The following is a 20742-nucleotide window of genomic DNA, read 5'->3' on the forward strand; positions in this document are numbered from 1 at the left end:
CCTACGTGAGAAATGAAGAAATGAACAATTGCCGCCGTATGTTGGCCGTTATCTGGGGGTGACAATGATAAAACTGGAAGTTTGTTGCTTTAGCGTCGACTGTGCGCTGACGGCCGAACGGGCGGGCGCCGATCGCATCGAGTTGTGCGCCAGCCAGAGCGAAGGGGGATTGACGCCGAGTTATGGCACGCTGCGTCTGGCGCGTGAGCGGGTTTCGATCCCGGTGCATCCGATCGTTCGCCCGCGCGGTGGCGATTTCTGTTACGGCGCGGTGGATTTCGAAGTGATCAAACAAGACATCCGCCAAATTCGCGAGATGGGGTTCCCCGGTGTGGTGGTTGGCATGCTGGACGACGAAGGGCACATCGATCTGCCGCGCATGCGCGAAGTGATGAGGCTGTGCGAAGGCATGGCGGTGACGTTCCATCGCGCGTTCGATATGTGCCAGAATCCGATGGTGGCGCTGGAGCAACTGACCGAGCTGGGTGTGGCGCGCATTCTGACCTCCGGCCAGCAGCAGAGCGCCGAACTTGGCCTGCCGTTGCTGCGCGATTTGCGCCAGGCCAGCCAAGGCCCGGTGATCATGGCGGGGGCCGGTGTGCGCCTCAGCAATCTGCATAAGTTTGTCGATATCGGCCTGCATGAACTGCACAGCTCTTCCGGCCATCTGGTGCCGTCGACCATGCGTTATCGCAAGGCGGGCGTCACCATGTGCTCCGATAACGAGTTTGACGAATTTAGCCATTATTGCGTGGATGGCGAAATGGTGGAGGCGATGAAAAACGCGCTGGCCTTGGTTGATCCTCTGGCGCAAAGCGCATAAACACGCAGTTAGCCGCGTTTGACAACCGGTTTCCGGGCCGTAAGACCCCTTTGCGTGTCACTGAGTCCTCGGCGATCACGCAAGTACCAGGCCCCGGCGTTTTGCCGGGGCTTTTTTTATGTTTTGTAAAGACCATTAGCCGTTTCAACGCGGTATCTCGGTCGACCAACCCCCCATCTCTTCTTGCGATTGTCATGCCCTGCTGATAAGTTTGTGAATTAAAATCCTTTAAATATCATAATATTAAATGATTTTTTGATATGCATTGATGCAGTGAATTATTGGCGCCATGCCTCTCAATGCTGCGTCTGCATTTTCATGTCCGAACACGGCTTGGCTGATGGCCGGAACATCACAGCATCAATGAGGAGAGCCGTCAGCTCGACTGCAGAGCGCGTTGGCGGCGGACTTAACAAGGAGATAATGATAATGACCCGAACGGCACACTGTTGGACCGCTGCGCTTTTACTGACGTTGGCCCTGACCGGCTGCCAGACCGCCAAGCGGCCCGTTTCTACATTGAGTAAGCCGCCCAGCGCAGAAGAAGTTGCGGAGCAGGATAAGCGGCAGCGTGAGGCCGAGCGCATGCAGCAGTGCCAACGCGAACTGGATGCCATGCGCGGCATGGATAACGAGAAATATCAGAAATTCAAACGCGAGTTCGATACCTTGATGAGCGGTGCGGCGCAGTATGCCGGCGTGCGCCAACGGATCAATACGGGCACGCAGGAAACCGTCGATGCACTGTATCGTTATCGCACCAGCCGTCTGTGCGCAGACATCAGTTCTGCCATGATGACCGGTCTGGCTGAGCGCGGAGAACGCGCCCAATGATCCCTCGTGCGAGAAAGGCACTGCTGAGCCTGATGATATCGCTGGCGCTTGCGCCAACGCTGGCCGTGGCGGATGACGATGTGCCTGCATTATTGCAGTTTGCCGAGCGCTACCAGCAACAGGATGCACCGGCGGCTGACGCCGCGGTTACCCCGCCCCGGGAAATCCAAAAGCCGGCGTCCCGGCCGGTTCAACTTCGTGAAACGGCTGCGCAGAGAAAGCAACTGACGCAGTTGCAAAAGGCGCTGCGTGAGAAAGAGACTCGACTGGAACAACAGCAAGCCGCTATTCAATCACTGCAGCAGGAGCTGACCGCGCTGCGCGTTGCGTCATCCCTGACGGTTGCCGATAAACCGGCACCGGCTCCCGATCTGAGCGCGTTGAGCGACTTCGCCAGCGGCGTGCGACAGGCGCTGAACCTGACGCCGCAGGAGCGCAAGGCTCAGGCGCAGATCGCCGAGGCGCAAGCCGCGTTGGTGCGGCAAAAGCAACAAACCGCGGAGCGAGATCGGCGCATTGCCTTGCTGGAACAACGGCTGGCGGCCTTACCCAAACAGGCGGAAAACGTTCGGCAGCAGGTTTGGGAGGAGAAGCTGGCGGCGGCGCAAACCGCCAATGATAAAGCGCGTCAGCGTTATGAGCAGGACAAAAAAGCGGCCGCCGCTGAGCTGGAACGACAAAAGGTCGAGGCCGCCAAGTTGACGGATGAACTGCAGCGGCAGCTGGCGCAGCTGCAGAAAGAACAGGGCGTCCAACGACAGCAGGAGGGGCAACAAGAGAAAAGCCTGAAGAGGGCGCTGGAACAACAAAAAGCCGAAGCCGCCAAGGCGGTGGGCGAGCTTCAACAGCGGCTGGCGCAGCTGCAGAAAGAGCGTGATGACCAACGTCGGCAGGCTGAGCAACAAGAGAAAAGCCTGCAGGCGTCGTTGGCAAAGCAGGCGATAGAAGCCGCCAAAGCGACGGAGGAACTGCAGCGGCAGTTGGCGCAACTGCAGGAAAAAAACAAAGCGCAAACCGAGCAGGCCAAAATGCTGGAACAACGTCTGGCGGCGGTGACGGCGGAAAGCACGCAGGCAGCGCAGAAGAGGGATGAAGCGACGCAACGGGCGGATAAAACGGCAGCGGAGCTGGCTGCCGCCCATCAGGCTCAGCAAGCTTTGCAAGACGAACTGAGCGGGCTGAGATCGCGGGCCAAATGGTTGCCGGAAGTGAAAACGCTGAAGAAAAAACCGGAGCAACAGAGCTATGCTGCCGGCGTCGCCTTGGGGCGCGATATCCAAACGATGCTGGCTGAGCGTAAAAATTGGGGCATCACACCCGATAAAACCATGTTGCTGGCCGGCGTGATCGATACCTTCAACGGCCATTACCAGTTGAGCGATGCGCAGCTGACCCGCGCGCTGGCGGAGTCGGAAAAAGCGGTGAGTGACGCCAGAAACCAGGCGGCGAAGACGCAGACCAGCAAGGGTGAGGCGTTCGTTGCCGAGTTCAAAAAGAAGAAGGGCACGCAGAAATCGCCTTCCGGCTTCTGGTATCGCATCGATTATACGGGTGATGAAACCATTGCGGAAAACGCGCGGGTAGACATCGTGGTGAAAGAGAGCTTAACCGACGGCAGCGTGATTCAGGATATGGATCGCAGTGGAAAGGTGATGTCTCAGCCGCTCTCCGCCTATCCACCGTTGTTCCGCGAGGCGATCGGTCATCTGAAAAATCACGGTTCGCTGACGATGGTGGTGCCGCCGGCGTTGGCGTACGGTGAAACGGGCTATGCGCCGCAGATCCCTCCGAACGCGACGATGGTCTATGAGCTGCGGATTGTCGATGCCAGCAACGGGTAACTGGGGGCCGGCGCAGGCCGGCCCGATTAAGCGAGCGCTAGGGTTTTTTTGCAGTCAGCACGGCGCGCAGGGGCGCCGGATAGCCTTCCACCGTTTTGCTGCGATCGTTCGGATCGAGGAATTCGGCCAGTGATTCGCTGGTCATCCAGTCGGTGCGGCGCTGCTCTTCGAGACTGGTGACGCACATATCGGCAATCTTCACGTCGACGAAACCGCACTTCTCCAGCCAGCATTTCAGCGCCTCGGCGGAAGGAATGAAATACACGTTGCGCATCTGCGCATAACGATCGCCCGGCACCAGCACCTGGTGGCGATCGCCTTCCACCACCAGCGTTTCCAGCACCAGTTCGCCTTCAGCTACCAGCTGATTTTTCAGTTGATACAGATGATCGAGCGGCGAGCGGCGGTGATACAGCACCCCCATTGAGAACACGGTGTCGAACGCCGCCAAATCCGGCAATTGCTCGATGCCGAGCGGCAGCAGGTGGGCGCGCTGATCGCCGCCCAACAGCTTGCGCACCGCTTCGAACTGGCACAGGAACAGTTGCATCGGATCGATGCCTACGGCGAGATGTGCGCCGGCGCCGATCATGCGCCACAGGTGATAACCGCTACCGCAGCCGACATCGAGAATGGTGCGTCCGGCCAGCGGAGAAATGTGCGGCAGCACGCGATCCCATTTCCAGTCGGAATGCCATTCGGTATCGATATCGATGCCATACAGCGAGAACGGCCCTTTACGCCACGGCATCAGGGTGCGCAGCATTTTCTCGACGCCTTCAAGCTGGCCCGGCGACAGGCCGGGCTCCATCTCAGCGCGCACGCCGTGCAGCAGATCGAGACGGGTGGGGGTCAGCGTCGGCAAATGTTCCACCGAGTTGAACCACTGCTTGAATTTGCCGTGCAGCGATTCGCGTTGCCAGGCGCTCAGCTGTGCGGGCAGCGTATCCAGCCAGTGGCTGAGAGGGCTCTTGGCAATGCGCTGATAGAAATCACCGAATTCGATCATTGCGCATCCCCCGCTTTCAGGGCGATCAGTGAACCGAAGTTGAAGCACTGGAACCACACCTCAGCATGCTCGAATCCGGCCTGTTGCAGACGCGCTTTGTGCGCTTCCACTGAATCGGTCAGCATCACGTTTTCCAGCATGCTGCGTTTTTGGCTGATCTCCAGCTCGCTGTATCCGTTGGCGCGTTTGAAATCGTGGTGCATGTTGAACAGCAGCTCGCCGACTTCGGCGTCTTCAAAGCTGAATTTTTCCGACAACACCAGCGCACCGCCCGGGCGCAGGCCACGATAGATTTTCTCCAGCAGGCGCAGGCGATCGGCCGGCTCGAGGAACTGCAGCGTAAAGTTCAGTACCACCATCGAGGCGTCTTCGATGTCGATGTCGCGAATGTCGGCTTCGATGACGTCAACCGGCGTGTCGGCGCGGAAGGCGTCAATATGGCGGCGGCAACGTTCCACCATCGCCGGCGAATTGTCGACGGCGATGATAGTGCAGCCGGGCACCTTGATATTTCGCCGCATTGACAGCGTCGCTGCGCCCAGCGAGCAGCCCAGGTCATACACTCGGCTGTCGGGGTGCACAAAGCGTTCGGCCAGCATGCCGATCATCGAGATGATGTTGGAATAGCCGGGAACCGAGCGTTGGATCATGTCGGGGAACACTTCGGCGACGCGTTCGTCGAAGGTCCAGTCGCCCAATTTGGCGATGGGAGCGGAGAAAAGGGTATCGCGGTTTGGCATAGCGGCAAATCAGTTCAGAATTCGAAGCTGCGTAGTCTAACAGAAAAGCGCAAAAAAGCGGAGCGGAAGCAGGCGGCACGGCCGCCTGATGATAAAACGGGATCAGTGCAGGCTGAAAATCAGATCCCAAGGCAGATAGAAGATATTTGCCAGAACCATCAACAACAAAGAGATATAGGTCGCGGCCATGCCGGAACGGCGCCAGCGAACCTCACGGTTGCGTAAACCGTAGTAATGCACCAGCCGCCCGGCCATCAGCATCAGGCCGCAGAGGTGAATCATCCAGATTTCCGCACCGTTCATTTCCATGATCACCAGCAATACGGCAGCGATAGGAATGTATTCAACGGCGTTGCCATGCACGCGTATGGCGGTCTGCAATTCGTAGAAACCGCCGTCGCCGTAGGCTACGCGGTACTGCATCCTTAATCTGACTACGTCATAAGAGAGTTTGATCAACAACAATGCGCCGAGCACCACATAAAGCGCGCTTACCATTTTTAACTCCGTTCCCTAACCAAAACTGGCAGTCAGCATCATAGCCGTCATTGTATTCACTGTCGCGGGGAAATATTTGATGTTATTGGTCAGATTAATAGGTCAAAACAGTGCATCTTGTTCTGGCCAGTCTGGCGGCGCAGGCAAATCAGGGATCGCCAGGCGCAACTGCTGCCAAATTTTTTGCGCCTGCTGGGGCGAATCGCCGTTGTCCGGCGTATGAATAAACAGATAGGGCTGATGCTGTTGCTGCCACTGCGGCAGTTTTTGCTGCCAGGCTTCGAACCAGCGCAGGTTATCGGCCAACTGGTCACCGCCGATAAAGCGCACCAACGGTTGGTCGGCGGTGACCAGCGCGTGTACCGGCAGCTTCGGTTTTTTCTGCTGGGCATCGCGTACGGCAGCGGTGTTGGGGGCGGCGTGATGCACCGGGCGGCTGTCGAGGATCACCCGATTGATGCCGCGCTGGTGCAACCCCTGATTCAACGCGCGCTCTTCCTCGCCCTTGGCGAAAAACGCCGGATGACGCACTTCTACGCCGTAGGTGAATTCCTGCGGCAGGCTTTCGAAGAACTGCCACATGCGCGGCAGCTCATCGGGGCCGAAGGCGGCGGGCAGCTGCAGCCACAACTGGCCGATGCGCTGATGCACCGGGCTCAGACAGTGGTAAAACGCCTGCAGCTCGGCGGCGCAGTTGCGCAGGGCGGCCTTGTGGCTGATGTCCGACGGGAATTTGAAGCAGAAGCGAAAATCGTCGCCGGTCATGTCGCGCCAGCGCTGCACGATGTCCAGTTTCGGCAGCGCGTAGAAGGTGGTGTTGCCTTCCACGCAGTTGAAGTAGCGGCTGTAATCCGCCAAATCACGCAGCCCGATACGGTTCCAGGCTGCATGTTGCCACTGCGGCAGTCCGATGTAGATCACGGCGTCGTCTTCCTTTACTTGTGCTTGGATTATCAGGCTACAACTTAACGTTACCGGTCGAGCGCGGCAAGAATTTCGCCGGTGTCGCGCACCCGCGCCAAACGCGGGAAGATGTGTTCGAACGCGAAACGGTGCATTTCCGCGTTCTGCGCGCTGCAGACGTCTTCGGCGATCACCAGCTCATAGCCGTGTTCCCAGGCGGCGCGGGCGGTGGACTCCACGCCGATATTGGTGGATATGCCGCCCAAGACTACGGATTTGATGCCGCGACGGCGCAGCTGCAAGTCCAGATCGGTGCCGTAGAAGGCGCCCCATTGGCGCTTGGTGATCAAAATATCGTTGTCGCAGACCGCCAGCGGCGCGGGGAACTCCCACCAGGTGGCCGGCAAACCGCTGGCGGGCGCGGGAGCCGGTTTATCCACCGGTTGTTTCAGCGCCTCGGCGAAGGAGTCTGACCAACCGACGCGCACCAACAGCACCGGCGCGCCCAGCATGCGAAAACGCGCGGCCAGCAGGGCGGCGTTCGCCACCACCTGGTCGGCGCCGTGCGGGCCGCCGGCGTAGGGCAGAATACCGTTTTGCAAATCGATCAGCACCAGAGCGGTGGTTTGGGCGTCAAGTTTCAGCATGGATTTCATCTCGTTGCGAAGTGGATAAAAACTGTTCGGCGCGTCGGACGAGCTGCGTTCGGCGCAAAACCGGGGGAGAATCAGGCTACGTGAAAAAACTGTCGCAGGTTAATGGGAAATTTGTTAACCGATGTGTTGATTCGGACAAAAACGCGCCATTTAGTGCAGTAACAATGCTGTGTTCGCACTTATCGGGCGGATGAATTTCCTTTATAATGACTCCCTTTTTTCAACACTCTTTAATCCAACGACCTATGCCGATTTATGAATATGCATGTGGTGCTTGCAACCATCGGTTAGAGAAATTGCAAAAATTTTCCGATGCGCCGCTGGCAGACTGCCCGGCGTGTGGGCAGCCCGCGTTGACCAAGTTGATCTCATCCTCCGGCTTCCAGCTTAAGGGCACCGGCTGGTATGCGACGGATTTTAAACCGGGTAACAAGTAGAATTTATCAGATAACAGCCGCGCGACAGGGGCGCAGTAGCCCGGCGCGGCATCGGCTGTGTAAAAGGATAGCGTATGCGTACTGAATATTGCGGGCAGTTGAATCTGTCCCACGTGGGCCAGGAAGTCACTCTGTGTGGTTGGGTCAATCGTCGTCGCGATCTGGGCGGCCTGATCTTTATTGATATGCGCGACCGCGAAGGCATCGTGCAGGTGTTCTTCGATCCGGACCAGAAAGTGGCGTTCGACAAGGCCTACGACCTGCGCAATGAGTTCTGCATCCAGATCGTCGGCACCGTGCGTGCGCGTCCGGACAGCCAGATCAATAAAGATATGGCCACCGGCGAAGTGGAAGTGTTTGCCCACGCGCTTGAGATCATCAACCGCTCCGAGCCGCTGCCGCTGGACTCCAACCAGGTCAACAGCGAAGAAGCGCGCCTGAAATACCGTTACCTCGATCTGCGTCGCCCGGAAATGGCCGAGCGTCTGAAGACTCGCGCCAAAATCACCAGCTTCGTGCGTCGTTTCATGGACAGCCACGGCTTCCTCGACATCGAAACGCCGATGCTGACCAAGGCGACGCCGGAAGGCGCCCGCGATTACCTGGTGCCGAGCCGCGTGCACAAGGGCAAATTCTACGCGCTGCCGCAGTCTCCGCAGCTGTTTAAACAGCTGCTGATGATGTCCGGCTTCGATCGTTACTACCAGATCGTCAAATGCTTCCGCGATGAAGATCTGCGTGCGGATCGTCAGCCTGAATTCACCCAGATCGACGTCGAAACCTCCTTCATGACCGCCGAGCAGGTGCGTGAAGTGATGGAGAAACTGGCGCGTGAACTGTGGCTGGACGTGAAGGGCGTGGATCTGGGCGATTTCCCGGTCATGACCTTCGCCGAAGCGATGCGTCGCTTTGGTTCCGACAAGCCGGACCTGCGTAACCCGCTGGAGCTGGTGGACGTGGCCGACCTGGTCAAGGACGTCGAGTTCAAAGTGTTCTCCGGCCCGGCCAACGACGCCAAAGGCCGCGTGGCGGCGATCCGCGTACCGGGCGGCGCACAGCTGACCCGCAAGCAGATCGATGAGTACGGCGCTTTCGTCAACATCTACGGCGCCAAAGGCCTGGCCTGGCTGAAGGTCAACGACCGCGCCGCCGGCATGGAAGGCGTGCAGAGCCCGATCGCCAAATTCCTCAGCGCGGAAGTGCTGGAAGCTGTCCTGGCGCGCACCGACGCGCAGACCGGCGACATCCTGTTCTTCGGCGCAGACAGTTTCAAGATTGTCACCGATGCGATGGGCGCGCTGCGCCTGAAGCTGGGACGCGATCTGGGGCTGACCCAACTCGACAGCTGGGCGCCGCTGTGGGTGGTCGACTTCCCGATGTTCGAAGAAGACGAAGAGGGCGGCCTGGCGGCGATGCACCACCCGTTCACCTCGCCGCGCGACATGAGCCCGGAAGAGCTGGCCGCCGCGCCGGTCAACGCTATCGCCAACGCTTATGACATGGTGATCAACGGTTACGAAGTGGGCGGCGGTTCGGTGCGTATTCACCGCAGCGAAATGCAGCAGACGGTATTCAGCATTCTGGGCATCGACGAACATGAACAGCGCGAGAAGTTCGGCTTCCTGCTGGACGCGCTGAAGTACGGCACGCCGCCGCACGCCGGCCTGGCCTTCGGCCTGGATCGTCTGGTGATGCTGCTGACCGGCACCGACAACATCCGCGACGTCATCGCTTTCCCGAAAACCACCGCGGCGGCCTGTCTGATGACCGACGCACCGAGCTTCGCCAACCCGGCGTCGCTGCAGGAGCTGGCGATCAGTGTGGTAAAGAAAGTCGGTGCGGAACAAGAGAGCGAGTGATGAGTTACAAGCGCCCTGAATCTATCCTGGTAGTGATTTACGCGAAATCCAGTGGTCGGGTGCTGATGTTACAGCGGCGCGACGATACCGAGTTCTGGCAGTCGGTCACCGGCAGCCTGGAACAGGATGAGTCGCCGCCGCATGCCGCACGGCGTGAGGTCATGGAAGAAGTGGGCATCGATATCGAAGCAGAGCACCTGCCGTTGTTCGATTGCCAGCGCTGCGTGGAGTTTGAACTCTTTGTCCATTTGCGACATCGCTATGCGCCGGGAACCACGCGCAATAAAGAGCACTGGTTCTGTCTGGCGTTGCCCGAGGAGCGCGATCCGGTAATTACCGAGCATCACGCTTACCAATGGCTTGAGGCGGCCGAGGCCGTGAAGTTGACCAAGTCGTGGAGCAATCAGCAGGCGATTGAAGAGTTCGTGATCAATTCAGTCCAGTAGTTTTTTTCGGAGATTTTTTATGGCAGGTCATAGTAAGTGGGCCAACACAAAGCACCGTAAAGCGGCGCAGGACGCCAAGCGCGGTAAAATTTTCACCAAGATTATTCGTGAGCTGGTCACCGCCGCGAAGCTGGGCGGCGGCGATCCGGATTCCAACCCGCGTCTGCGCGCGGCGATGGACAAGGCGCTGTCGAACAACATGACGCGCGACACCATGAACCGCGCGATCGCGCGCGGCGTGGGCGGCGATGATGATACCAATATGGAAACCATCATCTATGAAGGTTACGGCCCTGGCGGCACCGCCGTCATGATCGAATGCCTGAGCGACAACCGCAACCGCACCGTGGCGGAAGTGCGTCACGCCTTTACCAAATGCGGCGGTAACCTGGGTACCGACGGTTCCGTGGCTTATCTGTTCACCAAGAAGGGCGTGATCACCTACGCACCGGGCCTGGATGAAGACAGCGTAATGGAAGCGGCGCTGGAAGCCGGTGCGGAAGACATCGTGACCTATGACGATGGCGCCATCGACGTGTTCACCGCCTGGGAAAGCCTGGGCGCGGTGAAAGACGCGCTGACCGCGGCGGGCTTCGAAGCTGAAGCGGCGGAAGTGTCGATGATCCCATCGACCAAGGCCGACATGGACGCGGAAACCGCGCCTAAGCTGCTGCGCCTGATCGATATGCTGGAAGACTGCGACGACGTGCAGGAAGTTTACCATAACGGTGAAATCTCCGACGAAGTGGCGGCGACGCTGTAATCCGGTAAAACGGGCGCCGCCGTTCGGCGGCGCCGTGCATGCAAGGTGGATGTAGATATGGCGATCATACTCGGTATCGATCCCGGCTCGCGCGTCACCGGCTATGGCCTTATTCGCCAGCAGGGGCGTCAGTTGAGCTATATCGCCAGCGGCTGCATCCGTACGGTGGTGGACGACATGCCGACGCGGCTGAAGCTGATTTACGCCGGCGTCAGCGAGATCATCACCCAGTTTCAGCCCGATTTCTTCGCCATCGAACAGGTATTTATGGCCAAGAACCCGGATTCGGCGCTCAAGCTCGGTCAGGCGCGCGGCGTTGCGATTGTCGCGGCGGTGAATCAGAATCTGGAAGTGTTCGAATATGCGGCGCGGCAAGTCAAACAAACCGTGGTCGGCACCGGCGCAGCCGAAAAGGCGCAGGTGCAGCACATGGTGCGTTCGCTGCTCAAACTCTCGGCCAACCCGCAGGCGGATGCCGCGGATGCCCTGGCCATCGCCATCACCCATTGCCATCTCAGCCAGAACGTGCTGCGGATGAGCGAAGGGCGGTTGAACCTGGCGCGCGGGCGTTTGCGCTGACGCGAAGCGATGATTGCTCAGGCTGGATATTCATCCAGCCTTTTTTATGTTATAAGCTTTACCAGCAACGGCATGGCAGGGCGCCATGCCCGGTCATTCTGCAGGAGGGTAAATGATAGGTCGTCTCAGAGGAAATATTCTGGAAAAGCAGCCGCCGCTGGTGTTACTGGAGGCGAACGGTGTGGGTTATGAAGTGCACATGCCGATGACCTGCTTTTACGAGCTGCCGGAACTGGGGCAAGAGGCCATCGTGTTTACCCACTTCGTGGTGCGTGAAGATGCGCAGCTGCTGTACGGTTTCAACGATAAGCAGGAGCGCGCGCTGTTCCGCGAGCTGATCAAGGTCAACGGCGTCGGGCCGAAACTGGCGCTCGCCATCCTGTCAGGCATGTCCGCGCAGCAGTTCGTCAGCGCGGTGGAGCGCGAAGAGATCACCGCGCTGGTCAAGCTGCCGGGCGTAGGCAAGAAAACCGCCGAGCGCCTGGTGGTCGAGATGAAAGACCGCTTCAAAGGGCTGAACGGCGATCTGTTCAACAGCAGCAGCGAGATCAGCCTGCCGTCCGCCGCGGAGAAAGCGCCTGAGGCTGACGCGGAGGCCGAAGCGGTCTCGGCGCTGGTAGCGCTGGGCTATAAGCCGCAGGAAGCCAGCCGCATGGTCAGCAAAATTGCCAAGCCGGGTGCCGACTGCGAGACCCTGATCCGTGACGCGTTGCGCGCTGCTTTGTAAGGCCGCTAAGAGGTAGATAATGATTGAAGCCGATCGCCTGATCTCCGCCGAACCGATCAATGAGGAAGAAGTCCTCGATCGCGCCATTCGTCCCAAGCTGCTGACCGAATACGTGGGTCAGCCGCACGTACGCGAGCAGATGGAGATCTTCATCCAGGCGGCCAAGCAGCGCGGCGACGCGCTCGACCACCTGCTGATCTTCGGCCCGCCGGGGCTGGGGAAAACCACCCTGGCCAACATCGTGGCCAACGAAATGGGCGTGAATCTGCGCACCACTTCCGGCCCGGTGCTGGAGAAGGCGGGCGATCTGGCGGCGATGCTGACCAACCTCGAACCGCACGACGTGTTGTTCATCGACGAAATTCACCGTTTGTCACCGGTGGTGGAAGAAGTATTGTATCCGGCGATGGAAGACTATCAGCTGGATATCATGATCGGTGAAGGGCCGGCGGCGCGTTCGATTAAGCTCGATCTGCCGCCGTTCACGTTGGTGGGAGCCACCACCCGTGCCGGTTCGCTGACCTCGCCGTTACGCGATCGCTTCGGCATTGTCCAGCGGCTGGAGTTTTATCAGGTGGCGGATCTGCAGCACATCGTCTCGCGCAGCGCCGGGTGCCTGGGGCTGGAGCTGTCCGACGAGGGCGCCCATGAAGTGGCCCGCCGCGCGCGCGGCACGCCGCGTATCGCCAACCGCCTATTGCGCCGGGTGCGTGATTTCGCTGAAGTGCGCGCCAACGGCGTGATCAGCGGTTCGGTGGCGGCGCAGGCGCTTGATATGCTCAACGTCGATGCCGAAGGCTTCGACTATATGGATCGCAAACTGCTGCTGGCGATTATCGACAAGTTTACCGGCGGCCCGGTCGGGTTGGACAACTTGGCGGCGGCGATCGGTGAAGAGCGCGAAACCATCGAAGACGTGATTGAACCGTTCCTGATCCAGCAGGGCTTTATCCAGCGCACGCCGCGCGGCCGCCTGGCGACGCAGCATGCCTACCGGCACTTTGGTCTCGAACGCGAAGAGTAAATTTTTAATCCGCCAATAAGAAAGGGCCGCAGATGCGGCCCTTGTCATATCCCGGCTTTAATCAAGCCTGCTGTTTTTTGAACAGGCTCAGCGTGAACAGCACGGCGGCGCTCAGCACTACCGAAGGGCCGGCCGGCGTATCGTAAAACGCCGAGAAGGTCAGGCCGCCGGTGACGGCCACCATCCCGAGCAGCACCGCGACGCCGGCCATCTGTTCCGGCGTGCGCGCGAAGCGGCGGGCGGTGGCTGCAGGGATGATCAGCAGCGAGGTGATGATCAGCGCGCCGACGAATTTCATCGCCAGGCCGATGGTCAACGCGGTGACCAGCATCAACACGGTGCGCGCCCGCGCCAAATTGACGCCATCGACGTGCGCCAGCTCCGGGCTGATGGTCATCGACAGCAGATCGCGCCATTGCCACCACAGCACCAACAGCACCACGGCGACGCCGCCGGCGATCATCACGATGTCGCTCAGCGTGACCGACAGCAGATCGCCGAACAGGTAGGCCATCAGATCGACCCGCACGTTGGACATCAACGCCACCACCACCAGCCCCAGCGACAGGGCGCTGTGGGCCAGAATGCCGAGCAGCGTATCCACCGAGAGCTGCGGGCGACGTTCCAGCCACACCAGGGCCAAAGCCAACAGCAGCGTAATGGCGATCACCGCATAGAAGGGATTGATGTCCAGCAGCAGACCAAAGGCGACGCCGAGCAGCGAGGCGTGCGCCAGGGTGTCGCCGAAGTAGGACATGCGGCGCCAGACCACGAAGGAACCCAGCGGCCCGGCGGCGCTAGCCAACAACACGCCGGCCAGCCAGCCGGGAAGTAAAAGTTCAATCATGCTTCGCGGCTCCCGGTTTTCTTCAAGACAATTCTTCCCTGCAGATCGTGGCGGTGATTGTGATGGTGGCGATACACCGCCAGTTGCTCTGCGCCGCGGTTGCCGAACATGGCGATGAATTCAGGATGCATCGACACCACCTCCGGCGCGCCGGAGCAGCAGATGTGCTGATTGAGGCACAGTACCTCGTCGGTTTTCGCCATCACCAGATGCAGATCGTGCGACACCATCAGCACGGCGCAGCCCAGCTCTTTACGCAGCTGATCGATCAGATCGTACAGCGCCAGCTGGCCGTTGACGTCCACCCCTTGCGTGGGTTCGTCCAGCACCAGCAGCTGCGGTTTGTTCAGCAGCGCTCGCGCCAGCAGCACGCGCTGGTTTTCACCGCCGGAGAGCTTTTGCATTGGCTGGTCGAGCAGGTGGGCGGCGTGCACGCGCTTGAGCGCCGGCAGAATGTCGGCTTTCTTTACGCCAGGTTTAAGACGCATAAAACGGCTGACGGTCAGCGGCAGGGTGGCGTCGAGGTGCAGCTTTTGCGGCACATAGCCGATGCGCAGATCGGGCTCACGCTCCAGCGTGCCGGCGGTCGGTTTGACCAATCCCAGCACCACGCGCACCAGCGTGGATTTGCCCGCGCCGTTCGGGCCAAGCAGCGTGAGAATACGGCCGGGTTGCAGGCTGAGGGAAATGTTCGACAGCACCTTGCGGCTGCCGAAGGCGACGGAGATATTTTTTAGCGTTATCAGTGTAGACATCTCGAGATTACAGGTTGCAGAACGAAGCGAATGTTATAATATCACGCCTTGTTGATGAAAACGATGGGATTACTGATGATGGCAAAGAAAAATAAATGGCTGCAGCGTACGCTGTTGGCCAGCGCACTGTTGATGGCCGGCCCGCTGAGCAGCGCTTCCGCTGCGGTGGTGACCTCGATTCGCCCATTAGGCTTTATCGCTTCGGCCATCGCCGACGGCGTGACGCCGACCGAAGTGTTGCTGCCGGACGGCGCTTCGCCGCACGATTTTGCGTTGCGTCCTTCGGATATCCAACGCTTGCGTTCCGCTGATCTGGTGTTGTGGGTCGGTCCGGACATGGAAGCGTTCCTGAACAAGGCGCTGGTGCCTATCTCGGCGACCCGAAAGCTGGCTGTCAGCGAACTGCCGGCGGTGAAGCCGTTGCTGATGAAAGGCGAAGAGGATGACGATCATGATCATGCAGGCGAAGCGCATAACCATGCCGATGACGATCATGGGCATCATCACGGCGAGTACAATATGCACGTTTGGCTGTCGCCGGAGATAGCAAAAGTGACCGCGATCGCGATTCACGACAGATTGTTGGAACTTATGCCGCAAAATAAGGACAAATTAGACGCAAACCTGCGCCAGTTCGAGAATCTGCTGACGCAAACTGACAAAAATGTTGGTAACATGCTTACGCCTGTGCAAGGTAAGGGTTATTTTGTTTTTCATGATGCTTACGGCTACTTTGAGAAACACTACGGTTTGAGTCCACTGGGCCATTTCACCGTCAATCCCGAAATTCAGCCTGGAGCACAGCGCCTACACCAAATTCGAACACAGTTGGTTGAGCAAAAAGCGGTATGCGTTTTTGCTGAGCCACAATTCAGGCCGGCCGTAATCAATGCCGTCGCCAAGGGTACCAAAGTGCGTTCCGGAACGCTGGACCCGCTGGGCACCGGCATCGCGCTGGGGAAGGACAGCTACGGGAAATTCCTGGCTCAGCTGTCAAACCAGTACGTGAGCTGCCTGAAGTAAAGCTTATGAGGATAATATCGAGTGCAGCAGATAGTCCGAACTATCGCTCTGGCGTATAACAACCTGCCACGGCCCCACCGCGTCATGCTGGGGTCGCTGACAGTCGTCACATTGGCCGTCGCTGTTTGGCGGCCTTTTGTTTACCACCCAGAACACAACCCCATCGCCAAGAGCGTCGAGTTAGAATCCAGCCAGATGCGGTCATTGCTCCCCGAAGCCAGTGAACCGATAGATGCCGACCAACCCACCCCCGATGACGAAATCCCGCAGGATGAGCTGGATCAGAAAGATGCCGGCGACGACGGCGTGCATGAATATGTGGTTTCCACCGGTGACACCCTTGGCAGCATTCTGACGCAGTACGGCATCGATATGTCGGATGTCACCTTGCTGGCTTCGCAAAACCGCGATCTGCGTAATCTGAAGATCGGCCAACAGCTGTCGTGGACCGTGAACGATGCGGGCGATCTGCAGCAGTTGACCTGGGAAGTTTCGCGCCGCGAAACCCGCACCTATGACCGCGTCGGCAATAGCTTCAAAGAGTCTAAAGAGGCGCAGCAGGGCGAATGGCGCAACAACGTGATCAGCGGCCGGGTCAACGGCAGCTTCGTCAGCAGCGCCGGCGACGCCGGGCTGAGCCGTAACGAAATCAATGCGGTGATCAAGGCGTTGCAGTGGCAGCTCGATTTCCGCAAGCTGCGCAAAGGCGACCAGTTCTCCGTGCTGATGTCGCGTGAGCATTTCGACGGTAAGAAATCGCAAAGCCAGCTGTTGGGCGTGCGTCTGCGCACCGGCGGCAAGGATTACTATGCGATCCGCGCCGAAGACGGCAAATTCTACGATCGCCAGGGCTCTGGCCTGGCGCGCGGCTTCATGCGTTTCCCGACCATGAAGCAGTTCCGCATCTCCTCCAACTTCAACCCGCGCCGCGTGAACCCGGTGACCGGCCGCGTGGCGCCGCACAAGGGCGTCGATTTCGCCATGCCGGTCGGCACGCCGGTGCTGGCGGTCGGCGACGGTGAAGTGGTGATCGCCAAGCGCAGCGGCGCAGCGGGCAACTATGTGGCGATCCGCCACGGCCGCCAGTACACCACGCGTTATATGCACCTGAAAAAACTGCTGGTGAAACCAGGGCAGAAGGTGAAACGCGGCGATCGCATTGCGCTCTCCGGCAACACCGGCCGCTCCACCGGGCCGCACCTGCACTTTGAACTGTGGACCGGCCAACAGGCGGTGAACCCGCTGACGGCCAAACTGCCGCGTTCCGAAGGGCTGGGCGGCAAAGACCGCAGCGATTATCTGGCGCAGGTGAAGGAAGTGGTTCCTCAGCTGCAGTTGGATTAACGTCCCCCTTTTTTCCGGCGCTCCGGCGCCGTTAATTTCATCGGCCTGATTGCGGGCCGATGCTGTTTTATCTGGGCGGTTCGCGGTTGTTAATTGCAAAATCGGTGATGGCAATTATGATTAGCCGAATCGCTAAGCGAAGAGCACGTGCATGCAAAACGAGAAGAAATCGAACGTAGAGTTCATCCCGCAGTTTCAAAAAGCCTTTTTATACCCGCGCTACTGGGGCGTGTGGTTGGGAACCGGCCTGATGGCCGGCGTTTCGCTGGTGCCTGCGCGTCTGCGCGATCCGGTGCTGGGGGCGGTCGGCAAACTGGCCGGCAAGCTGGCGAAAGGCGCGCGCCGTCGTGCCCGCATCAACCTGCTGTATTGCTTGCCGGAATTGCCGGAAAGCGACCGTGAGCACATCATCGACCAGATGTTTGCCTGCGCGCCGCAGTCGATGGTGCTGATGGCGGAATTGGCCTGTACCAAGCCCGAGAAAGTGCTCAAGCGCGTGCGTTGGCACGGTGAAGAGGTGTTGGACAAGATCCGGGCGGAAGGGCGCAACGTGATTTTTCTGGTGCCTCATGGCTGGGCGGTAGATGTGCCGGCGATGTTGATGGCCGCGCGCGGCCAACCGATGGCGGCGATGTTCCACAACCAGCGCAATCAGCTGATCGACTACCTGTGGAATGCCGTGCGTCGTAAATTCGGCGGCCGCATGCACGCGCGCAATGACGGCATCAAACCGTTTATCAGTTCAGTTCGCCAGGGGTATTGGGGTTATTATCTGCCCGATCAGGATCACGGCGCTGAGCACAGCGAGTTTGTCGACTTCTTTGCCACCTATAAGGCGACCTTGCCGGCGGTCGGACGGCTGATGAAGGTATGCCGTGCGGCGATCGTGCCGTTGTTCCCGGTGTACGACGGCAAAACCAGCATGCTGGATATCTATATTCGCGAGCCGATGGACGATCTGGCCGACGCTGATGACCCACGGATTGCCCGCCGTATGAATGAAGAAGTGGAAAACCTGGTGGGCCCGAATCCGGAGCAGTACACCTGGATCCTCAAACTGCTGAAGACGCGCAAGGAAGGGGAGATTGAACCCTACTCGCGCGACGATCTGTATCGTTAATCCTTTCTACCGCTAACGCCGGTCGGGCTACACCCCGGCCGGCGTCACTTCAGATGTGCACCATACAGCCGCGAGCCCGCAGGATGTCGACGATTTTAGGCGTGTGGGTGAAATCATTCCAGCGCAGATCCAGCTTGCGCAGCCGGCTCAGTTCGCCGAGGCTTTCCGGCAGGTCGCTCAGGCGGTTGGCGCGCAGATCCAGGCTTCTCAGCGCCGTCAGCTCACCGATATTTTTCGGCAGGCGCGTCAGCTGATTGAAACGCAGGTTCAGCTCGCTCAACCGCGGCAGCCGGCAGAAGGCTTCCGGCAGTTCGGCGATGGCGTTGTTGGCCGCGTCGAGTATCTCCAGCTCACCGAGCTGTGCCATTTCCGCCGGCAGCGCGGTCAGGGCATTTTTCATGATATGCAGTTCGCGCAGCGCGCGCAGTTGCCCGATTTCGCCGGGTAGATTGCCGATGCGGTTGTTGTATAAACGCAGCTCCTGCAATGCCGCAAGCCTCGGTATCGCCAGAGGCAAAACGGCCAGGCGGTTGTCGGTCGCATTGAGGTAAACCAGCTGCTGTAGCTGCGCCAGCGAGTGCGGCAGATCGCTAAAGCCGTTGTCGCTCAGATAGAGGTATTTCAACCGGTGCAACTGCCCCAGTTCCTCGGGGAGTTCGCTTGCGCGATTGTGGCCAAAGTCGAACATCTCAAGCTGTTGCAACTGGCCAATTTCCGGCGGCAGGCGGTCGAGCTGATTGCAGGAGATGTTCAGCACCTGTAGATTGCGGTGCCGGAAGAGGGGGGCGGGGATGGCCGCCAACTGATTGTCGTACAGGCTAACCTTGCGCAGCGCGTGGCCGGCTAACTGTGACGCGTCGAGCTGCGTCAGGCCGTGGCCATCGAGATCGAGCTCATCACCGCTCGCTGCGGGATTGCGTTGGTGGAGCATGGTGTTCTCCGTCGTTTATGGCGGTACCGGGGCAAAAAAAATGCCGGCCAACGTGAGCCGGCCGGCATGTCGTCTGCGGTGTGGATTACTCGACGCGCAGAATACGGCTGGTATTGGTGGTGCCGACGGTTTCCATCACGTCGCCCTGGGTGACGATCACCAGATCGCCGGAGACCAGGAAGCCTTTGTCGCGCAGGCGATTGACCGCTTCATTGGCGGCGATCACGCCGTCTTTGTGGCTGTCGAAATACACCGGTGTCACGCCGCGATACAGCGCAGTCAGGTTCAGCGTGTGCTCATGGCGCGACATGGCGAAGATCGGCAGGCCGGAGCTGATGCGCGACATCATCAGCGCAGTGCGGCCGGATTCGGTCATGGCGATCAGCGCGGTGACGCCTTTCAGGTGGTTGGCGGCATACATCGAAGACATGGCTATCGCCTCTTCGATGTTGTCGAACTGTACGTCCAGGCGGTGTTTGGAAACGTTGATGCTCGGGATCTTCTCGGCGCCCAGACAAACGCGCGCCATCGCCGCCACGGTTTCCGCCGGGTATTGGCCAGCGGCGGTTTCCGCCGACAGCATGACGGCGTCGGTGCCGTCCAGCACGGCATTCGCCACGTCCATGACTTCGGCGCGGGTCGGCATCGGGTTGGTGATCATCGACTCCATCATCTGGGTCGCGGTGATCACCGCGCGGTTCAGAGTGCGGGCGCGGCGGATCAGTTTCTTCTGAATGCCGACCAGTTCCGGATCGCCGATTTCGACGCCCAGGTCGCCACGGGCAACCATCACCACGTCGGAGGCCAGAATAATGTCGTCCATCGCTTCGTCGGTGCAAACCGCTTCGGCGCGCTCAACCTTGGACACGATCTTGGCGTTGCAGCCCGCATCGCGCGCCAGGCGGCGGGCATAGTTCAGATCTTCACCGGTACGCGGGAAGGAGACCGCCAGGTAGTCGACGCCAATCTTGGCGGCGGTCACGATGTCCGCCTTGTCTTTTTCGGTCAGGGCTTCGGCCGACAGGCCACCGCCGAGTTTGTTGATGCCCTTGTTGTTGGACAGCGGGCCGCCGACGGTCACTTCGGTAAACACTTTCATGCCCTGAACTTCGAGCACTTTCAGCTGAACGCGGCCGTCATCGAGCAGCAGGACGTCGCCCGGCACCACGTCGGCTGGCAGGCCTTTATAGTCGATACCGACTTTTTCTTTATCGCCTTCGCCTTTTGACAGGTTGGCGTCCAGCAGGAATTTATCGCCCACGTTGAGGAAGATTTTGCCTTCCTTGAAGGTGGAAACGCGAATTTTCGGCCCTTGCAGATCGCCGAGGATAGCGACGTGACGCCCCAGTTTGGCAGCGATTTCGCGCACTTTGTCAGCGCGAGCCTGGTGATCTTCCGGGCTGCCGTGGGAGAAGTTAAGCCGAACTACGTTGGCGCCGGCGGCAATGATCTTTTCCAGATTATTGTCGCGGTCTGTAGCCGGACCCAGGGTGGTAACGATTTTGGTTCTTCTGAGCCGTCTGGACATGTATTACTCCGTTGACTGGTGAAGCAAATATTGGTGTTGCGATAACGTCGGATAA

The 20742-nt window shown here is 59.4% G+C and carries 22 protein-coding genes; 13 read left to right on the forward strand and 9 right to left on the reverse strand.

Features of this window, described 5'->3' with window-relative positions; genetic code table 11:
• Positions 1-64: 64 nt before the first annotated feature.
• The 3 genes from cutC (at position 65) to ACJ8KE_RS04245 (ending at position 3498) form a co-directional block, all read left to right on the forward strand.
• Positions 65-823, forward strand: coding sequence for a copper homeostasis protein CutC (gene cutC / locus ACJ8KE_RS04235; protein WP_004932400.1), 759 nt, complete (start codon positions 65-67; stop codon positions 821-823).
• A 429-nt stretch (positions 824-1252) separates the two neighbouring features.
• Positions 1253-1657 carry a hypothetical protein gene (locus tag ACJ8KE_RS04240; RefSeq protein WP_028127482.1) on the forward strand — a complete coding sequence of 135 codons (405 nt, stop codon included), beginning with the start codon at positions 1253-1255 and terminating at the stop codon, positions 1655-1657.
• Entirely contained in the window at positions 1654-3498 is a 1845-nt protein-coding gene (locus ACJ8KE_RS04245) for an FKBP-type peptidyl-prolyl cis-trans isomerase N-terminal domain-containing protein (protein ID WP_284065318.1), read from the forward strand. The genes ACJ8KE_RS04240 and ACJ8KE_RS04245 overlap by 4 nt, the downstream gene beginning before the upstream one ends.
• A gap of 37 nt (positions 3499-3535) precedes the next feature.
• Here ACJ8KE_RS04245 and cmoB read toward each other — a convergent pair whose 3' ends face one another.
• The 5 genes from cmoB to ACJ8KE_RS04270 all read right to left on the reverse strand — a co-directional run bounded on the left by cmoB (position 3536) and on the right by ACJ8KE_RS04270 (position 7295).
• Complete coding sequence (cmoB, locus tag ACJ8KE_RS04250) at positions 3536-4507, reverse strand: tRNA 5-methoxyuridine(34)/uridine 5-oxyacetic acid(34) synthase CmoB (protein WP_033640100.1); 972 nt, start codon at positions 4505-4507, stop codon at positions 3536-3538.
• Positions 4504-5247 carry a carboxy-S-adenosyl-L-methionine synthase CmoA gene (gene cmoA, locus ACJ8KE_RS04255; RefSeq protein ID WP_033640101.1) on the reverse strand — a complete coding sequence of 248 codons (744 nt, stop codon included), beginning with the start codon at positions 5245-5247 and terminating at the stop codon, positions 4504-4506. The genes cmoB and cmoA overlap by 4 nt, the downstream gene beginning before the upstream one ends.
• A 102-nt stretch (positions 5248-5349) precedes the next feature.
• Positions 5350-5745: an MAPEG family protein gene (locus ACJ8KE_RS04260; protein ID WP_004932387.1), complete on the reverse strand. Its 396-nt coding sequence runs from the start codon at positions 5743-5745 to the stop codon at positions 5350-5352.
• Positions 5746-5847: 102 nt separating this feature from the next.
• On the reverse strand, positions 5848-6663 hold the full coding sequence (locus tag ACJ8KE_RS04265; protein ID WP_110147580.1) for a DUF72 domain-containing protein: 816 nt from the start codon (positions 6661-6663) through the stop codon (positions 5848-5850).
• A 53-nt stretch (positions 6664-6716) separates the two neighbouring features.
• Positions 6717-7295, reverse strand: a complete 579-nt coding sequence (locus ACJ8KE_RS04270) for a hydrolase (protein ID WP_306376826.1) — start codon at positions 7293-7295, stop codon at positions 6717-6719.
• Between the two features lie 254 nt (positions 7296-7549).
• On the opposite strand from ACJ8KE_RS04270, the gene ACJ8KE_RS04275 reads away from it, so the two are divergent.
• The 7 genes from ACJ8KE_RS04275 to ruvB all read left to right on the forward strand — a co-directional run bounded on the left by ACJ8KE_RS04275 (position 7550) and on the right by ruvB (position 13139).
• Positions 7550-7741: an FmdB family zinc ribbon protein gene (locus ACJ8KE_RS04275; RefSeq protein WP_033632845.1), complete on the forward strand. Its 192-nt coding sequence runs from the start codon at positions 7550-7552 to the stop codon at positions 7739-7741.
• Positions 7742-7815: 74 nt separating this feature from the next.
• Complete coding sequence (gene aspS, locus ACJ8KE_RS04280) at positions 7816-9600, forward strand: aspartate--tRNA ligase (protein WP_097101890.1); 1785 nt, start codon at positions 7816-7818, stop codon at positions 9598-9600.
• Positions 9600-10046 carry a dihydroneopterin triphosphate diphosphatase gene (gene nudB, locus ACJ8KE_RS04285; RefSeq protein ID WP_004932373.1) on the forward strand — a complete coding sequence of 149 codons (447 nt, stop codon included), beginning with the start codon at positions 9600-9602 and terminating at the stop codon, positions 10044-10046. The genes aspS and nudB overlap by 1 nt, the downstream gene beginning before the upstream one ends.
• Before the next feature lie 19 nt (positions 10047-10065).
• Complete coding sequence (locus ACJ8KE_RS04290) at positions 10066-10809, forward strand: YebC/PmpR family DNA-binding transcriptional regulator (RefSeq protein ID WP_004932370.1); 744 nt, start codon at positions 10066-10068, stop codon at positions 10807-10809.
• A gap of 57 nt (positions 10810-10866) precedes the next feature.
• Positions 10867-11388 (forward strand): crossover junction endodeoxyribonuclease RuvC, encoded by a 522-nt coding sequence (gene ruvC / locus ACJ8KE_RS04295; RefSeq protein WP_004932367.1) that lies wholly within the window; start codon positions 10867-10869, stop codon positions 11386-11388.
• Between the two features lie 112 nt (positions 11389-11500).
• Positions 11501-12115, forward strand: coding sequence for a Holliday junction branch migration protein RuvA (gene ruvA, locus ACJ8KE_RS04300; protein WP_016927436.1), 615 nt, complete (start codon positions 11501-11503; stop codon positions 12113-12115).
• 19 nt (positions 12116-12134) lie between these two features.
• Positions 12135-13139 carry a Holliday junction branch migration DNA helicase RuvB gene (gene ruvB / locus ACJ8KE_RS04305; RefSeq protein ID WP_016927437.1) on the forward strand — a complete coding sequence of 335 codons (1005 nt, stop codon included), beginning with the start codon at positions 12135-12137 and terminating at the stop codon, positions 13137-13139.
• Positions 13140-13200: 61 nt separating this feature from the next.
• On the opposite strand, the gene znuB is transcribed toward ruvB, so the two are convergent.
• Both znuB and znuC read right to left on the reverse strand, forming a co-directional pair.
• A complete protein-coding gene (gene znuB / locus ACJ8KE_RS04310; protein ID WP_016927438.1) occupies positions 13201-13986 on the reverse strand; it encodes a zinc ABC transporter permease subunit ZnuB in 786 nt (261 codons plus the stop codon).
• On the reverse strand, positions 13983-14741 hold the full coding sequence (znuC, locus tag ACJ8KE_RS04315) for a zinc ABC transporter ATP-binding protein ZnuC (RefSeq protein WP_004932357.1): 759 nt from the start codon (positions 14739-14741) through the stop codon (positions 13983-13985). The genes znuB and znuC overlap by 4 nt, the downstream gene beginning before the upstream one ends.
• A 78-nt stretch (positions 14742-14819) precedes the next feature.
• Here znuC and znuA point away from each other — a divergent pair, with 78 nt between their 5' ends.
• From znuA to lpxM, 3 genes are all read left to right on the forward strand, one after another.
• Entirely contained in the window at positions 14820-15764 is a 945-nt protein-coding gene (gene znuA, locus ACJ8KE_RS04320) for a zinc ABC transporter substrate-binding protein ZnuA (protein ID WP_028127478.1), read from the forward strand.
• Positions 15765-15785: 21 nt separating this feature from the next.
• Entirely contained in the window at positions 15786-17108 is a 1323-nt protein-coding gene (mepM, locus tag ACJ8KE_RS04325) for a murein DD-endopeptidase MepM (RefSeq protein WP_028127477.1), read from the forward strand.
• A gap of 151 nt (positions 17109-17259) precedes the next feature.
• Positions 17260-18228, forward strand: coding sequence for a lauroyl-Kdo(2)-lipid IV(A) myristoyltransferase (gene lpxM, locus ACJ8KE_RS04330; RefSeq protein ID WP_016927441.1), 969 nt, complete (start codon positions 17260-17262; stop codon positions 18226-18228).
• A 49-nt stretch (positions 18229-18277) separates the two neighbouring features.
• Here the strand turns inward: lpxM and ACJ8KE_RS04335 are convergent, their stop codons facing one another.
• The gene (locus ACJ8KE_RS04335) at positions 18278-19159 is read right to left on the reverse strand and encodes a leucine-rich repeat domain-containing protein (RefSeq protein WP_016927442.1); all 882 of its coding nucleotides are present in this window, start codon (positions 19157-19159) and stop codon (positions 18278-18280) included.
• Between the two features lie 85 nt (positions 19160-19244).
• Positions 19245-20687 carry a pyruvate kinase gene (pyk, locus tag ACJ8KE_RS04340; protein WP_004932339.1) on the reverse strand — a complete coding sequence of 481 codons (1443 nt, stop codon included), beginning with the start codon at positions 20685-20687 and terminating at the stop codon, positions 19245-19247.
• Between the last annotated feature and the right edge of the window lie 55 nt (positions 20688-20742).

Source organism: Serratia sp. CY56464 (assembly GCF_052168435.1).
In the GTDB taxonomy this organism is placed as follows: Bacteria; Pseudomonadota; Gammaproteobacteria; order Enterobacterales; family Enterobacteriaceae; genus Serratia; species Serratia marcescens.

Excerpts from the sequence above, each read along its gene's own strand:
- cmoB (WP_033640100.1), bottom strand. The coding sequence starts at position 4,507 with ATGATCGAATTCGGTGATTTCTATCAGCGCATTGCCAAGAGCCCTCTC.
- ACJ8KE_RS04260 (WP_004932387.1), bottom strand. The coding sequence starts at position 5,745 with ATGGTAAGCGCGCTTTATGTGGTGCTCGGCGCATTGTTGTTGATCAAA.
- ACJ8KE_RS04275 (WP_033632845.1), top strand. The coding sequence starts at position 7,550 with ATGCCGATTTATGAATATGCATGTGGTGCTTGCAACCATCGGTTAGAG.
- ruvC (WP_004932367.1), top strand. The coding sequence starts at position 10,867 with ATGGCGATCATACTCGGTATCGATCCCGGCTCGCGCGTCACCGGCTAT.
- ruvB (WP_016927437.1), top strand. The coding sequence starts at position 12,135 with ATGATTGAAGCCGATCGCCTGATCTCCGCCGAACCGATCAATGAGGAA.
- znuA (WP_028127478.1), top strand. The coding sequence starts at position 14,820 with ATGGCAAAGAAAAATAAATGGCTGCAGCGTACGCTGTTGGCCAGCGCA.
- cmoA (WP_033640101.1), bottom strand. The coding sequence starts at position 5,247 with ATGCCAAACCGCGATACCCTTTTCTCCGCTCCCATCGCCAAATTGGGC.
- ACJ8KE_RS04240 (WP_028127482.1), top strand. The coding sequence starts at position 1,253 with ATGACCCGAACGGCACACTGTTGGACCGCTGCGCTTTTACTGACGTTG.
- cutC (WP_004932400.1), top strand. The coding sequence starts at position 65 with ATGATAAAACTGGAAGTTTGTTGCTTTAGCGTCGACTGTGCGCTGACG.
- znuC (WP_004932357.1), bottom strand. The coding sequence starts at position 14,741 with ATGTCTACACTGATAACGCTAAAAAATATCTCCGTCGCCTTCGGCAGC.
- ACJ8KE_RS04270 (WP_306376826.1), bottom strand. The coding sequence starts at position 7,295 with ATGCTGAAACTTGACGCCCAAACCACCGCTCTGGTGCTGATCGATTTG.
- znuB (WP_016927438.1), bottom strand. The coding sequence starts at position 13,986 with ATGATTGAACTTTTACTTCCCGGCTGGCTGGCCGGCGTGTTGTTGGCT.
- ACJ8KE_RS04290 (WP_004932370.1), top strand. The coding sequence starts at position 10,066 with ATGGCAGGTCATAGTAAGTGGGCCAACACAAAGCACCGTAAAGCGGCG.
- ACJ8KE_RS04245 (WP_284065318.1), top strand. The coding sequence starts at position 1,654 with ATGATCCCTCGTGCGAGAAAGGCACTGCTGAGCCTGATGATATCGCTG.
- pyk (WP_004932339.1), bottom strand. The coding sequence starts at position 20,687 with ATGTCCAGACGGCTCAGAAGAACCAAAATCGTTACCACCCTGGGTCCG.
- aspS (WP_097101890.1), top strand. The coding sequence starts at position 7,816 with ATGCGTACTGAATATTGCGGGCAGTTGAATCTGTCCCACGTGGGCCAG.
- lpxM (WP_016927441.1), top strand. The coding sequence starts at position 17,260 with ATGCAAAACGAGAAGAAATCGAACGTAGAGTTCATCCCGCAGTTTCAA.
- ruvA (WP_016927436.1), top strand. The coding sequence starts at position 11,501 with ATGATAGGTCGTCTCAGAGGAAATATTCTGGAAAAGCAGCCGCCGCTG.
- ACJ8KE_RS04335 (WP_016927442.1), bottom strand. The coding sequence starts at position 19,159 with ATGCTCCACCAACGCAATCCCGCAGCGAGCGGTGATGAGCTCGATCTC.
- nudB (WP_004932373.1), top strand. The coding sequence starts at position 9,600 with ATGAGTTACAAGCGCCCTGAATCTATCCTGGTAGTGATTTACGCGAAA.